The 13,887-nt window shown below is 46.8% G+C and carries 12 protein-coding genes and 1 tRNA gene; 6 read left to right on the top strand and 7 right to left on the bottom strand.

Annotated elements, in window-relative coordinates; translation table 11 throughout:
- Window positions 1–828: 828 nt before the first annotated feature.
- The 4 genes from K3G63_RS15955 to K3G63_RS15940 form a co-directional block, all read right to left on the bottom strand.
- Window positions 829–2,760 (bottom strand): OmpA family protein, encoded by a 1,932-nt coding sequence (locus K3G63_RS15955; protein WP_220615068.1) that lies wholly within the window; start codon window positions 2,758–2,760, stop codon window positions 829–831.
- Between the two features lie 96 nt (window positions 2,761–2,856).
- Complete coding sequence (locus K3G63_RS15950) at window positions 2,857–3,354, bottom strand: hypothetical protein (RefSeq protein WP_220615067.1); 498 nt, start codon at window positions 3,352–3,354, stop codon at window positions 2,857–2,859.
- A gap of 164 nt (window positions 3,355–3,518) precedes the next feature.
- Window positions 3,519–4,373: a (Fe-S)-binding protein gene (locus K3G63_RS15945; RefSeq protein WP_220615134.1), complete on the bottom strand. Its 855-nt coding sequence runs from the start codon at window positions 4,371–4,373 to the stop codon at window positions 3,519–3,521.
- A gap of 83 nt (window positions 4,374–4,456) precedes the next feature.
- On the bottom strand, window positions 4,457–5,854 hold the full coding sequence (locus K3G63_RS15940) for a 4Fe-4S dicluster domain-containing protein (RefSeq protein ID WP_220615066.1): 1,398 nt from the start codon (window positions 5,852–5,854) through the stop codon (window positions 4,457–4,459).
- A 189-nt stretch (window positions 5,855–6,043) separates the two neighbouring features.
- Here K3G63_RS15940 and K3G63_RS15935 point away from each other — a divergent pair.
- The 6 genes from K3G63_RS15935 (at window position 6,044) to K3G63_RS15910 (ending at window position 10,883) form a co-directional block, all read left to right on the top strand.
- Window positions 6,044–6,116 (top strand) — tRNA-Phe (locus K3G63_RS15935).
- A gap of 327 nt (window positions 6,117–6,443) precedes the next feature.
- On the top strand, window positions 6,444–6,971 hold the full coding sequence (locus tag K3G63_RS15930) for a Panacea domain-containing protein (protein WP_220615065.1): 528 nt from the start codon (window positions 6,444–6,446) through the stop codon (window positions 6,969–6,971).
- A gap of 22 nt (window positions 6,972–6,993) precedes the next feature.
- Entirely contained in the window at window positions 6,994–7,398 is a 405-nt protein-coding gene (locus K3G63_RS15925) for a hypothetical protein (RefSeq protein ID WP_220615064.1), read from the top strand.
- 416 nt (window positions 7,399–7,814) lie between these two features.
- Window positions 7,815–9,206 carry a three-Cys-motif partner protein TcmP gene (locus tag K3G63_RS15920; RefSeq protein ID WP_220615063.1) on the top strand — a complete coding sequence of 464 codons (1,392 nt, stop codon included), beginning with the start codon at window positions 7,815–7,817 and terminating at the stop codon, window positions 9,204–9,206.
- A gap of 18 nt (window positions 9,207–9,224) precedes the next feature.
- A complete protein-coding gene (locus K3G63_RS15915; RefSeq protein ID WP_220615062.1) occupies window positions 9,225–9,950 on the top strand; it encodes a DUF5131 family protein in 726 nt (241 codons plus the stop codon).
- A 12-nt stretch (window positions 9,951–9,962) separates the two neighbouring features.
- On the top strand, window positions 9,963–10,883 hold the full coding sequence (locus K3G63_RS15910; protein WP_220615061.1) for a hypothetical protein: 921 nt from the start codon (window positions 9,963–9,965) through the stop codon (window positions 10,881–10,883).
- A gap of 131 nt (window positions 10,884–11,014) precedes the next feature.
- On the opposite strand, the gene K3G63_RS15905 is transcribed toward K3G63_RS15910, so the two are convergent.
- The 3 genes from K3G63_RS15905 to K3G63_RS15895 form a co-directional block, all read right to left on the bottom strand.
- Window positions 11,015–12,037 (bottom strand): hypothetical protein, encoded by a 1,023-nt coding sequence (locus tag K3G63_RS15905; RefSeq protein WP_220615060.1) that lies wholly within the window; start codon window positions 12,035–12,037, stop codon window positions 11,015–11,017.
- A 76-nt stretch (window positions 12,038–12,113) separates the two neighbouring features.
- Complete coding sequence (locus tag K3G63_RS15900) at window positions 12,114–12,491, bottom strand: helix-turn-helix domain-containing protein (RefSeq protein WP_220615059.1); 378 nt, start codon at window positions 12,489–12,491, stop codon at window positions 12,114–12,116.
- 100 nt (window positions 12,492–12,591) lie between these two features.
- A complete protein-coding gene (locus K3G63_RS15895) occupies window positions 12,592–13,851 on the bottom strand; it encodes a site-specific integrase (protein ID WP_220615058.1) in 1,260 nt (419 codons plus the stop codon).
- Window positions 13,852–13,887 lie beyond the last annotated feature (36 nt).

Below are 13,887 nucleotides of genomic sequence, written 5' to 3'. Positions count from 1 at the left end.
TCATCCTGAGCCAGGATCAAACTCTCCATTGTATAAATTACGTAGCACCTACCGCAGTAGGGCCGATGTCAAGTGCTGATCCGACTCTGTAGTGTATGCCCGAGTCATGCCCGGGAACACTGCTTATGCGCAGCCCGAGCTTTCGCCCACGCTGCCTTACCTATTTGTCTTTTCCAATCATTCAAAGAACGTCTGCCAGTCCCCTATTGGAACCAGCCTCGTGGCAAGCTGCTTGCCTTGCCTTCCCTACGCCAATAGCGTTTCTATCGGAAGCGGCGACAAAGGTACTGCTTTTTCCTAGTAGAGCAAGAAAAGCGGCAAACTTTTTTATTGCTCTCTTCTCTTGCTCGCGCTTCCTGTTGAAGCGGGCTGCAAAGATAAAGAGGCTTACTTCAAAATTGCAATAGACTTTCGCATTTTTTATCTATTCGTTCTAATCAGAGTTTACACCCTAACAATCCATAGATAAAGCAAACTTGAGTGAGTCTGTCTTCCAACCGCGTTTCGGATTGGGAGTGCAAAACTACAAGGATAAATGCGTTTCCCAAACGCTATGATCTTTTTGAAGGCTTATTATCTTAATTTGGTTTATCTCTCACGGCATGGGGGCATACAGTAATTTTTTACTGGAGATCAACAAGAAATTCAGGTTAACAAACTGATAATGAGAGCATCATTACTTCTAAAACCCCGTCCGATGGCAGGTGCTGGTCGCATAAGCTACTCATTAGAAGAATTGAGATGGAAATGCGACCCAAATGCCAAGACAAGTGAAAAGCTGAGCTGCTCACGCAGCTCAGCTTTTCACTTGTCTTGGCGCTTTATAAATTACTCATCGATTCTAGTGACTTTGAACTCTGTGCGACGATTGCGCTGGTAGTCCTCCTCCGTCTTAGCGTTTTTGATAACCGGACGAGACTCTCCGTATCCTTTAGCCGTTATTCTCGACTTGTCGATGCCTTTTGACACGATGTAAGCCACCGCTGATTCAGCACGACGCTGGGAAAGGGCTAAGTTATAGGCGTCTTTACCGCGGGAGTCGGTGTGGGAGCTAAGCTCGATGGTAATTTTGGGGTTGTCGTTTAGTGTTTGAACCAGCTTATCTAGCTCCACAGCAGCGTCGGACCGGATATCTGCTTTATCGTAATCGTAAAAGATATTGTCGACGACAATGGCCTTATTCTTCACGATTCTGGTGAGCGTGAGGGTAACGGGCACTCGTATATCGTTCATTAGATCTGGCAAGGCTTCTTGGGGCGGCCGACGTCCTATAGTGCTCAACGAATTTCGCGCTGTGAAATAGCCGGAGCGGTTTGCTACCAAGGAGTAAGCAGCAGTAGCCGTGTCGAGCTTGAAGCTGAATTTTCCATCGGCTCCTGTAGTGGCTTCCTGCAGTTTCTGCCCGTTGCTGCTGTAAAGGGTAACGGTTTCGTTGGCGATGGGAGCTGATGAGCCGGTTCTATCGTTACGCTCTACCAAGGTGCCATCGGCGTAAAAGGTCACGTACTTGTAGGGCCGCTCCCGGAAGAGGTACAAGTCGTCTGACCCTTTACCGCCAGCGCGGTTGGAGGAGAATACACCTACTCGCTGACTCGTGAAGAAGGGGGCAAAATCGTCGCCGTTACTGTTAATAGGTGCCCCAAGGTTTACCACTTTGCCCTTCTGGACCTTGAAGATGTCGAGCTTGCCAAAGCCCGGATGGCCATCCGAGGAAAAATACAGGGTGCCATCCGGGGCAATGGCGGGGAAGTTCTCGTTGCCGGATGTGTTAATCTGGTCACCCAGGTTTTCGGGGGAAGAGAAACGGCCAGGGCTTTCCATCGTTGACTTATACAAGTCGTTGCCCCCGAGGCCGCCTTTACGGGTGGAAGTGAAGTAGAGCGTCTGCCCATCGGGGGAGAATACCGGCGAAAACTCGTCAGCGGTACTACTGTTCACTACGCGCAGAATCTCGGGCTCCGTCCAGGCACCGTTGCGGTAGTACGAGGCCCACAAGTCAACGCTGAGGTATCCCTTCTTCGATCCATCGTTGGAGCGCGCAAATACCATCATCTTCCCGTCGGGCGAGTAGGTAGCGCTGGCTTCGTGGCGGTTATCGGAGTTAAAGATAGGCTCGAGCTTCCGGACGGTACCACCGGTCAGCTTCTGCTCGTCCTCAAATTTGATGGCATACAAGTCGTTGAATCCTTCCCCGTTACCTTGAAACACCTTGCCCTCCCGCCCCGAAGCGAAAACCAGCTCTTTGGTTTCTGGCATACGGGTAGCGCTGAATTCAGCGGCTGGGGTGTTGATCTGATCCAGCGGTGTCACCTCGTCGTTGGTGCGCAGGGCTAAGATGGCTGTAGAAGCCCGGGCAGTACGGGCCGCAGCTTCCGCCTGCTCCGCCAGCGTACGGTTGCTGCCGGCTTGCGCATAGGTTTCAAATTGGGTAGCAGCCTCCTCCGTTTTACCTACCGCGCGCAGGGCCTGGGCATAGCGAAACCCAGCGTCCGGGGCTTTGGCCTTACCATCCAGGGCCGCTTTGTAATACGGCTCTGCTTGCTCCAAACGGTTTGAGAGCCGGTAGGCTTCCGCAATCCGATAGTTCGACTGCGCTACATTGCGCCCCTTTGCTACATCTTTCTTGTATAAGCCGATAGCAGTTTCGTATTCCCCTTGGGCGAAGCGTTTATCAGCCTTACTCAGGCTACCGGAAGTAGCGCAGCCGCCGAGCAAGGCGGCCGAGCCGGCTAGTGCTCCTAGTAGAATATAGGTTTTCATGAAGTGCAGGAATGGGATGGGGGCAATACCAAAACGAATAACGAACATTTTGGCAGCAAGTATATCAAGATACAACCGGCAGGACGAATTTCCTGTTCAGGAGGTTACGGGCCGAAAATACCGACTGAGCCAAGTAGAGGCAGCCGGCGCAGGCCAGGCCGTGCGCAGCTGGCCTACTGTAGCAATGGTGTTGTCGAAATAGAGCGTGTCGGGGCGTAGTAAACCAGTCTCCACGGCTGCCCGCAGCTCGCGCCGGTCGAGCAGATGCACCGTGCCTTCCAACAGAAAAGCCAACTTCGACTTTTCCAGCAACTGCTGGCCCACTTGCTGCTCTACCTCGCGTACAAACCGCACAGAGGCATCAATAGAACACCCGCTAGCATCAGCCACAGCTTCATCCAGGGCCAAAATCAAAAACTGTTGATGCAGCACCTCGGCCGAAGCTGCCAGCATACGTCCATGACTGGTCCACTCGGTAGCAAAATGCTGCAGGGCGGGTTGCACGGCCGCTAGCTCCGCAGAACTAAAGGGCCGCTCCGCCTGATAAATCCAGATGCGTGCTGACGCTGGCAATTGACTCAAGGGTACGTACATAAGCCGTAAGGTATGCGGATAAAAAGACGATGTCGACGGTGGCTGACCCTGAGAACCGGCAGAGAGTATCCGTCACCGTGAAGCGCCGTGGTATACAAAGAAACAGCCCCGCTCAGAAGTTCCGGCGGGGCTGCATTGAGAGCAAGACAAGGCAAAGGCAGTTCTTAGGCGTTGAGGCCCTCGGCAGAGGCAATCAGCTCGGCAAGATCAAACACCTGCACATCCTGTTCCCGCTCTTTGTTTTTCACGCCATCGGCCATCATGGTCATGCAGAAGGGGCAGGCTACCGCAATAACGCTGCCGCCGTGGTTGGAGCCAGCAGGCAGGGCCGGGGCCGTACTTTCTACCCCGTTTAGATGGCGCAGCACGTCGGCGTTGCCATCCAAGGTAGCCAGGGCTTCTTCAGCCCGCTCAATGTTGATGTCCTTCTTGCCCGGCTCAGGCTCTTTCCACATCTGAGCGCCGCCGGCTCCGCAGCAGAGGCCGTTGGTTTTGCAGCGCTTCATCTCCAGCAGGTCGGCGTCCAGCACTTCCAGCACGGCCCGGGGCGCTTCGTAGATGTTGTTGGCCCGGCCCAGGTAGCAAGAGTCGTGGAAAGTGATGCGGCGGCCCTTGAACGACTCGCCTCCTTCAGCCGTCACCCGACCTTCATTAATAAGCTGCTGCAGAAAAGTGCTGTGGTGAATTACCTCGTACTCGCCGCCTAGGGCCGGGTACTCATTCTTAATCGTGTTAAAGCAGTGCGGGCAGGCCGTGACTACCTTCTTAATGCCGTAGCCATTGAGGGTAGTAATGTTCTGCATGGCCTGCATCTGGAACAGGAACTCGTTACCGGCACGCTTGGCCGGGTCGCCAGTGCAGGTTTCTTCCATCCCTAGCACGGCATATTTCACGCCCACATGCTCCAAAATACGCACGAAAGCCCGGGTAACGCGCTTGTACCGGTCGTCGAAGGCCCCGGCGCAGCCTACCCAAAATAAAACCTCCGGAGTTTCGCCCCGGGCGGCCAGGTCGGCCATCATCGGAACGTTGATTTGACGCTTAGCAGTTTGCTCAGCCATTATAGCGGTTGACAGGTGTCAGTTTAAAGATGAGAGTAGGCCTAGGCTTGCTTTGCCAGCGAGGTGCCTTTTTCTGTCAGGAATAGGTCGTCGGCCCAATTGAAGCGGTCAGACGGGGAAAATGCCCACGGAGCACCGTTATTCTCGATGTTGCTGAACATCACATTCAGCGAGTTAGGGGCCGCCGATTCCTCCAGCACCAGGAAGCGTCGCATCTCTACAATGCTTTCCAGAGGATTGATGTTCACCGGGCAGGCTTCAACGCACGCATTGCAGGTAGTGCAGGCCCAGAGTTCCTCGGGCGTTACGTAGCCACGCAATAGGGTGTGGTTTTCTTTATCCAGGTGCTCTTGCTCGCTATGCTTGGCTTCTTTACCGTAGAGGTTGGGGCTGAAAATCAGCGGCGAGTTATACTTCTCCTCTACCCTGTCCCGCGTATCCATCATGATTTTACGAGGCGACAGAAGCTTCCCGGTTAGGTTAGCCGGGCACACCGAAGTGCAGCGTCCGCACTCCGTGCAGGAGTAGGCGTTGAGCAAGTTAGTCCAGGCCAGATCGTCCACGTCTTTGGCGCCGAAGGGGGTAGGCGCTGCGGCCGAGCCATCGGGTTCAGTGGCCGGAGCAGGCACCTGATAAGTTGGGTCCATCATGGCTTTCACCTCGTGGGTGATGCTTTCCACGTTCGAGAACTGCCCCTGCGGCACCAGCCGCGAAAAGTACACGTTCGGGAAGGCCAGGATGATGTGGAAGTGCTTGGACGAAGGCAAGTAGTTCAGAAACAACAAAATGCCTACAATGTGCGCCCACCAGCCTACTCGCTCCAGCACGTGCAAGGCAGCCGGGCTATCAGGTAGCAACCCAGTCAAAAACTGGCTTATGGGAAAAGCGCCAGGTAGCGCCGAGCCGTGCAGCTTCAGGTCAGCCGCATTCATTGTGAAGAGCGCCAGCATCAGAATCACCTCGATGTAGAGAATGACGTTGGCATCCAGCCGGGGCCACGCCCGCATTTCAGGACCCGTGAACCGACGTACACCTTGCACGTTACGTCGCCACCAGAAGGCCGCTACCGCCAGAATAACTAGGGCTCCCAGCAACTCGTTGGTAGCAGTAAGGGCTGAGTACACCGGCCCGAGAAACTGCAGGAAGCGGTGAGTACCGAAGATGCCATCTACCAGAATTTCAATGACTTCAATGTTGATAACAATGAAGCCAATGTACACGACCAAGTGTAGCAGCGCCGGCGTTAGGCGCTTAAACATCTTCTGCTGCCCAAAGGCAACCAGCAGCGTTTTCCACAACCGCTCGTTCACATTGCCGCTCATATCCCGGTCGCGCCCGACGAGGATATTGGCCCGAATCTTTCGTGCTTGCCAGAAGAACAGACCGAAGCCCGCCACTGCTACTAGCAGAAAGAGAATGTTTTGAAAAGAAAAGTGCACGGGAAATGGGTAGGTTTGGGTTTAGGCCGAAATATAGTCGTTATGCATAACAAATTACAGACTTCGCCTGCCTTTTTGCCTGCCTGATCCCGGCTAAAAATTTTTTTTTCAATACGGCTTGCAGGTTGAAATTGGTTTACTACTTTTGTGCTCCCCAACGGCCACAACGCCTCTGGGGAACCAAGAGCTGGTAATGTAGCTCAGTTGGTAGAGCACAGCACTGAAAATGCTGGTGTCGTTGGTTCGATTCCAACCATTACCACAATACAAGCCCGTAACAAACTCACTAAGAGCATGTTACGGGCTTATTGTTTTATCCTAGTATACCTCTAGTATGCTGTGCCTCCTAATTTCACAGGAGTAATATAAAAGTACTTGTTCGCGTACACCATTATTGAGTAAGGTTTCTTATTACTCCTAGGGTACACTAAATAGCCTTTTTAACGTATTTAGGTTGGAACTTCTAAAGCAACATTGCTAAAATTCCTAGGAAAAATTTTGCTACATTGATGAGCAATGGCACTTGTAGCATGCTTTTAACGTTACATTTGCAGCCCAATTAAGTAGGGTTATATCTCATAATACAGCCATGTTGACTACCCTCCCCACTACTAAGCCTGCTAAAATTGATTCTACCCACTTATGTGAGTACATTATCACCCAGGTGGCACCAAATGGTGGAGTTTCGCACCTTAAGCTGCAGAAGCTTTTATATTATATTCAAGCCTACCACCTAGCTTACTTCGACAGCCCTGTTGTTGATGACCAGTTTCAAGCATGGGTGCATGGTCCAGTTTCGCGTAAAATCTACGACGAGATTAAGGATTTCTCCGTCTTGCATGGTGAAGTAAAGTTTCAACAGGAAGAAGGCGAACCAACTCCTGCAGAACGCCTAAGCTCAACACTAAGCCCTGACCAGGTAGAGTTCATCAATGATGTACTTGCTGAGTTTGGTCCGAAGTCAGCTTATGCTTTGGAAGCAATGACCCATAGCGAAACTCCTTGGATTGAGGCTCGCCGTGGTTATGGACCTGCGGACCGTTGTGATAGAACTCTATCTGAAGATTCGATGATGCGTTACTACAAGCAGTTCTTGTATGGCGAAGGCGAAGTTTAAGCCTCATAATCAAGAGACTGTTATGCAGCAAGCGCTGAAGAAGCGTTTATCTGCAAGCGTCAATGATATTGATAACGGCAATTTCCTCCTTAGTTTTCAACATTTAGATAGAGAACAGGGGCAGTCTTTTGAACATTGGCAGATGTCGCAGAAGCTATCTGAGGCAATGCATACACTTTGGAATTACTGCCTCCGTCCTCTCAGGGAACAGTTAGACGGTGATAAGTTTACTGAGTATGGTAACTTTCCACCTAGCGACAAAACTAGCTTTTATCACCCTAGACAGGTTCCTCCGGATGCCAACTGGGCTAGAATCCACGTTGATGGAGTTCATTGCCTCATTGGCCATATTGTTAGAAACGTTTTCTACGTTGTTTTCTTCGATGAGAATCACGAATTCTGGCATTCGACATTGAAGAACACATAAGCACAAAAGGCCTCTATATGAGGCCTTTTTTATTTTAACACCTACACAAACAAGAGGCTTAAAACAAGCTTTCTAAACTCCGGCTAAATTTTGGGGCGTATATTTTCTTTGCATACCCTACATTAATTGACTACCCCCCTCACCGGGGGGAGAGGCTACCGGATACCTGCTTACAAAAGGGCTTAATATGTCCTTTTTTGAAACCTTGCGTTTATTCAACTTTGATATTACTGTAAATATTGCTTTACAAGACTCTAAAGGCTGATTTCGAGGTACAATAAACGCTTATTGCTCAGGCTATAAGTACTATTAAGGATAGTTATATGGGGGTTAATACCCGGTAAAAAAACTTCTAGATATATCGAGTTTGAAGTATATCAGTAAGCCAGTAACTTGTAGGTTCACTTACTATACTTATGCTTGCTTATTTAGAAAATTGCCCCAATTGTCAAACCCCGATTTCTCAACCAAGCCTCTTTGCCAACATAGGTTATTTGACACCTGAGCAGACAAGCTTTGTAAATGAATTTACCAGGGCTAAATCCCTGTCCTTTTGCCAAGCATGCGGTCCAAAAATGCTAGCAAAGGCCAGAACTAACCAAAGAAAGCGTGCGTGGAAATCAGCGAACTTCTTTGAAGAGCAGAAGAAGCATTCGCTTATCAAGGCTACTATTGTAGACCATTATTTTGATGGGTGGGCCAATATATTGATTGGTCACATGCAGCGTTACCCAAATCGATTCTCACCTAGATTGGTATATGCTGACTTATTCGCTGGGCAAGGAAGGTATGATGATGGCCAGGAATCTACTCCACTGAAGATACTAGCTAGGGTCATTGAGAACCCGAAGTTTCGCCAGTACGTCCACCTTGTTCTAAATGAAAAGGATGAGAAGACCTTTTCACGTTTACAAGAAGAGGTTGCCTCATATCCAGGTCTTGAAACTCTGAAGTATCGCCCTGTCATTACCAATTTAGTTGTGGGAAGCAAAGAGGTAACCGAACTCTTTAATGATACTAAGCGTGCTCCTACCCTAGTATTTGCAGACCCTTGGGGTTACAAGGGCTTATCTATTGACTTATTCGCATCTATTCTCCGTAAACCTGGATGCGAAGTAATTTTTTTCTTTAACTACAATAGAATCAATGCTGCTATCCACCACAGCGACAAGTCTCTTAGGAAGACTATGGAGTTACTGTTTGGAGAAAAGCGCACTGAATTGCTCAGACAGGAACTTGATGCTATTACTGACCAAGGACAAATCAGGTCAGCTAAGAGAGAGAAAGCTATAGTAAATGCGGTCGAACAGGCCTTGAAAGAATCGGTAGGAGCTTCGAACCTTTACACAATTGATTTCCGGTTCCGTGATGAACATGGTAGCCGCACAACCCACCACCTTATTTTTGCAACAACTGATAAGCGGGGTTATGCGCTTATGAAAGAAATCATGGCTGGGCAAAGTACTAGTGCAGGAACAGGCCAGCTATTTGAACACAACCCAAACCCTGGTTGTGGACCTGTACAACAATTGCTTATTCAAGAGCCTAGGCCACTAGAAATACTAGCCAAGCAACTTCAAAGCTTCTTTGCTGGTAAAGAGCTAACCTATCCTGACTTACACAATCAGCATCAATTTACTACCAAGTACTTAGAAAAGGATTACCGTAAGGCAGTGCTCTTATTAGAGGAGCAAGGGCTGATAACTGTTACCCCTAGCCGACCTTTGCGTCCAAAGAGGCTGGGCCAGCCTACCCTTGGCGAAAGAGTCTTAATTAAATTTCCTAATTTAGCTAGCAATTCTAGCTAATTACTAATATATTTTGCAATGGCACAGTCAAGTATTGAATGGACCGAGCTTACATGGAACCCAACTACTGGCTGTAACAAGATATCAGCGGGGTGTAAGAACTGCTATGCTGAAGTGATGGCAAAGCGACTCAAGGCTATGGGCATTGATAAGTACGCCAAAGGCTTCGAACTCTCGCTGCATGAAGATGAGCTTACTAGACCCTTTAGTTGGAAGCAGCCTAAAACGGTCTTTGTGAACTCTATGAGTGACTTATTTCATGAGGATGTCCCATTGTCATTCATTCGACGAGTTTTCTCAACTATGAATTTGTGCCCACAGCATATTTTTCAGGTTTTGACGAAGCGAGGAGATGTACTAGAGAGGTTCTCTGATGCCCTTCTATGGACAGATAATATTTGGATGGGTGTCTCTGTTGAAGACAGCAAAGTCAAACATCGCATAGATTCTCTTCGAGCCTGTGGGGCAAAGACGAAGTTCTTATCACTAGAACCTCTTCTAGGTCCATTACCTGAACTCGACTTAGAAGGAATAGACTGGGTTATTGTAGGGGGGGAGTCAGGAAGAAAGTCTCGGCCAATTGAGGAAGCTTGGGTTAAGGACATTCAACAACAATGTAGAAATACAAACACAGCTTTTTTCTTTAAACAATGGGGTGGCGTGAATAAGAAAGCTACTGGCCGTTTATTAGACGGAAAAACCTATGATGAAATGCCCTCTAGGCAAATAGCTGTAACCCTTTAATTTCAGTACTAAATGCAAGACCAATTATCTATCCTAGTGACTAATATTTTTAAATTATATGCAAGAGATTTTGGTGAAATAAAGGCAACACAGCTAATTACTAAGCTTTCAGAAGCTGAAATTACCCAGTCAGCCTTAGCTTTATGGTATAGAAATCGACTTATACCCACGCATCGTGATTTACAAAGAGTAGTAGGCTCTATAAATTGGTTTGTTTTTTCCAAAAGGCAAACTACTGCATTAGGAATATTGATATTACTAATGAAATGGAACAAGGAAGTAAACCAAAAACTTGGTTTAGCTTCAGAAGAGGACACATTGAGAATTGCCTCATCAATAACTGGACACTACCATGTATATTTCGATGAGACTTTGGAGGCTGTCATTGCATCTGAAACTCAAACAATGCAAATAGCCCACCATTATAGTTCACTTGAGTTAATAAATCGAATACGCAATAACATTTCCAATACAAATAGACTCGAAATATCAAACATTAGGCATTTAGCGTCTTCCAATGGTCCTGGCACTGAATTACAGGCTATAGAAATTCCACCATCAACACTTGAAATACAGGCTAAACCTAGCTCTATGTATGAGGATTTCTTCAAATTCCTCCCGCCTTCAATTCAAGAAACTTTCCCAAACTACTATACTGAGACGGAATTACCTGTATTAGCTAAGGGAGGAATGAGACTTAGAGTCACTCAAATCGCTAAAAATTCTTCTGAGGAAATAGTATTAAAGTTGCGAAGCTCTTCTAGAGCTGTAGACACTGAAACTGGCGATTTAATATCAATATCGGAAAATGCGGAGCCTATTGAGGTGTCTTGTTGCTTTGTCGATTCTGGCATATTTTTTACTTGTGAAAGTAAAGGCTGGCATATATTACTCGGAGGTGATATAAGTGGCTGGAAATATAGTGAGAGATAACTTTATACCTGATAATTAAACAATACTCATCACCTATTATTAACACCTCATACAACAATAAATGTAACCTACCTTAAGTATATTGATTATTGCATTAAAACAGAAGCATTCTATATTAAGAAAGCGCTAGGTTATAGCCTCAGCTTTTCGTTAATCTCCAGCAGCCTGTTGTATTCAGGTTGCAACTGAGCATTGTACATATTGAAGTTAGCGAGGACAGCACCGTAAGGAGCTACGGTCCTAGCTTTTCCTGGGAATGATTTCAGTGTGGGCTTCACAAGGCTGTAAAGATTATCGAGGCTATAACCGGCTTCTTTGAGTAAAGCATAACGCTCAAGCTCTTTCCGCGATGTCAGAGTGCCTCTAAAAAGCACTTGCTTGTCGATAGTAGTGCTAATGCATTGAAAAGGATTAGGAACAGAGACAACTGAAGGTTGATATATCTCCTGAGTAACATCGTTATAAATGTTAAATACAGGATTCATCTTGGAGCCTAGTGCTTCCAAGAATGATATAGGCTTAATCCCATCCCCACTTTTGCTCTCAGTTAAGCCTAGATGCTTACGCAGTTGCTTGTAATTTTTCAGGCGTACTTCGAACCGTAAAGTATGCGGATGAAATACCCTGCCTTTAGATTGAACCCCTTTGTTATAAAGTGTCAACTTGACCTTGTTAGGCCCCCCTTTAGCAAGGTCGTAGTAAAAAGTTACGTTTTCTTTTCCTCTGTATGTCTCCTTGCGATACCGGACCCCTGTATAGAGCGCTTTAATAAGCCTCAAGTATTCGTCTGGGTCGTCTTCAGTGATTACGTCTGTTGTGAAATCTCCTGACTGAATGCAGGCTTTGCTCATAGCATCAGAAACCAAGTTAATATAGCCCGAAGCATTTAGTTTCTCTAACACTATTTGAACATTCCCTGAATGTATTAGCTGTGTTGACTCACCTAGAATACTAGATTTGACCTCCACATTATACCCTGCACTGTAATAGTCTGGCAGAATTGAGATAAGTCCTTCTGGAAACTGATTCTTATTTCTTTGCCCTGATTTAAACACTCGTGGCTTTGTAGAACCGGAAGCAAGGCTATCTAATGGGAAAAGCAGCTTAACTGAATCTATGCCGCGATTAGATGTAGTGATGTTGTCAGTAGTCATGTCGTAGTCTGTTTTTAAGTACAGTGTTTCTTTATTTCTGATGCTTATGGCATACCCTACAGTTAGGGCCAGAGACTTATAATCGATTACCCATCATAAAAAGTCTCAGGTCAGATTCTGTGACCCTTATAGAGTTCCTGACTCCTGTACCTGAACTGGTATTGTAGGCTGGTAATTTACCTGAGTTAATCCATTCTCGAACTGTCTTAGAACTGTACTTTAGCAGTTTCGCTACTTCTACTACTTCGTAAAATCGCTCAGGCTGATTAGCTTTCTTTTGGTCAGCAATTAGCTTATGCAGCTCAGCAATTTGTTGACAGAGATGAAGGAAAGCCGCATGTTCCATTGTAATTACAGGGCTAGAGAATACTGTTGGCAACAAACTCGGAGCCACGGCACTACTTGATTGTCCGTTGTTTCGGTTTTTCATATTTATTATTATTTCAAGTTTCAATTTCAGGGTATAAATGATACTAACAACTTTTAGCACTTGTTACAATAGCATAAAAAAAGCCCGTCATTAGACGGGCCTTTACACTCCTAGATATTCGAAGTTAAGAAGTCAACTGAGCGGCTTTTGCAGCGTAAGCTTGGGCGAAATGTAGAGCAGCATCAACTTGGCCTTGTGACTTGTTAACATAGCGTTGAAAGGATTTATAAGTAGCATGCCCTGACCAGCCCATGACTATTCTAGCCTCTACCCCCATCTCCAGACAGAGCGTAATGAAACTACGTCGAGCTGTGTGAGTGCCAACCAGCTTGTATTTGGGTACCTTCTCTTCTATAGTTTCTTTACCCTTGCTGTATTCCTCTAGCACCATTTCATTTAGAGCTGGTACTAGCGCACATAGCTCCTTGATATAGTCATTCTGTTTTTGATTACTGATGATGGGCAGGTGTAATTGCCCAGTTTCAGGGTCAGTATACTTATGTATAACTTGGTTGGCTTGAGGTAATAAGGGCACAGAAGTTCGCTTGTCCTTCAGCTTCTGCATCCTCATCTTTATCATCCCATTACTGATATGGTGCTTTTCTAATCGACTACAATCAGACCACCGCAGCCCAGTAAAGGACTGTAGTACCAACATATCCCTTGATTTCTCTAGCCGTTTATTCTTTGAGAGGTCTAAGGCTCTGATTGCCTCTATTTCGCTCATATTTAAGGTAAACGGGACTTTCTCGCCCTGGCTGTACTTAGGCCTCACTTTTGATATATTTAAGGCTATAGGCACGCTTTCTACGCTCTCATTGAAGAGTTGCTTAAGTAACAGTACACGCTTTCTTAGAGTTGAATTCTTGTAAGCATAGGTATGCATCAACCAATCTTGCCATTCATCAACCTGCGCATTGGTTAATGTTGCTACTAGCCAAGTTGTCTTCTTTGCGACTTGATAAACTTCGATGTTATGAAGCAAGGTTACTAGGCTTTTTACAGTTGCCTCCTGCTTCGTAGGACGTTTTGTCTTTATCAACTGTTCGAGAGCACCACATACCGTAAGAGATGAAGCTATTGGAGCCTCTTTTGCTTCTAAAGCAGCATTCAGCTCATCTATTGATGGCATCCGTTCTAGCTTCTTGTGCAGGTCCCGCAATAAACCATTGACTCTGGATAAGATATCACGCACATGTTGTGTGTCCTTCTCAGGGTTTGCCGACCCATTGCGCTTGATAGTATTGTTGGTGGCATCCCAAAGTCGAGGAACAACCTTTACTCCAGTAGGCACTCGCTTAATCTTCCTGTCATGGCTATACTCAGCGTAAAGGGTCGCAATACCATCCTTAGGATTTCGAAGTACGAGGCTAGCAGCTTTCATCAATAGAGGAACTTTGAAGTATACCCCTTATACGGT

The organism is Hymenobacter sp. HSC-4F20, from assembly GCF_019599275.1.
Classification (GTDB): domain Bacteria; phylum Bacteroidota; class Bacteroidia; order Cytophagales; family Hymenobacteraceae; genus Hymenobacter.
This window is presented reverse-complemented; position numbering and strand designations above follow the sequence as displayed.

Coding starts and splice junctions, on each gene's coding strand:
- K3G63_RS15955 (WP_220615068.1), bottom strand. CDS start 2,760: ATGAAAACCTATATTCTACTAGGAGCACTAGCCGGCTCGGCCGCCTTG.
- K3G63_RS15945 (WP_220615134.1), bottom strand. CDS start 4,373: ATGGCCGACCTGGCCGCCCGGGGCGAAACTCCGGAGGTTTTATTTTGG.
- K3G63_RS15950 (WP_220615067.1), bottom strand. CDS start 3,354: ATGTACGTACCCTTGAGTCAATTGCCAGCGTCAGCACGCATCTGGATT.
- K3G63_RS15905 (WP_220615060.1), bottom strand. CDS start 12,037: ATGACTACTGACAACATCACTACATCTAATCGCGGCATAGATTCAGTT.
- K3G63_RS15930 (WP_220615065.1), top strand. CDS start 6,444: ATGTTGACTACCCTCCCCACTACTAAGCCTGCTAAAATTGATTCTACC.
- K3G63_RS15925 (WP_220615064.1), top strand. CDS start 6,994: ATGCAGCAAGCGCTGAAGAAGCGTTTATCTGCAAGCGTCAATGATATT.
- K3G63_RS15915 (WP_220615062.1), top strand. CDS start 9,225: ATGGCACAGTCAAGTATTGAATGGACCGAGCTTACATGGAACCCAACT.
- K3G63_RS15895 (WP_220615058.1), bottom strand. CDS start 13,851: ATGAAAGCTGCTAGCCTCGTACTTCGAAATCCTAAGGATGGTATTGCG.
- K3G63_RS15920 (WP_220615063.1), top strand. CDS start 7,815: ATGCTTGCTTATTTAGAAAATTGCCCCAATTGTCAAACCCCGATTTCT.
- K3G63_RS15910 (WP_220615061.1), top strand. CDS start 9,963: ATGCAAGACCAATTATCTATCCTAGTGACTAATATTTTTAAATTATAT.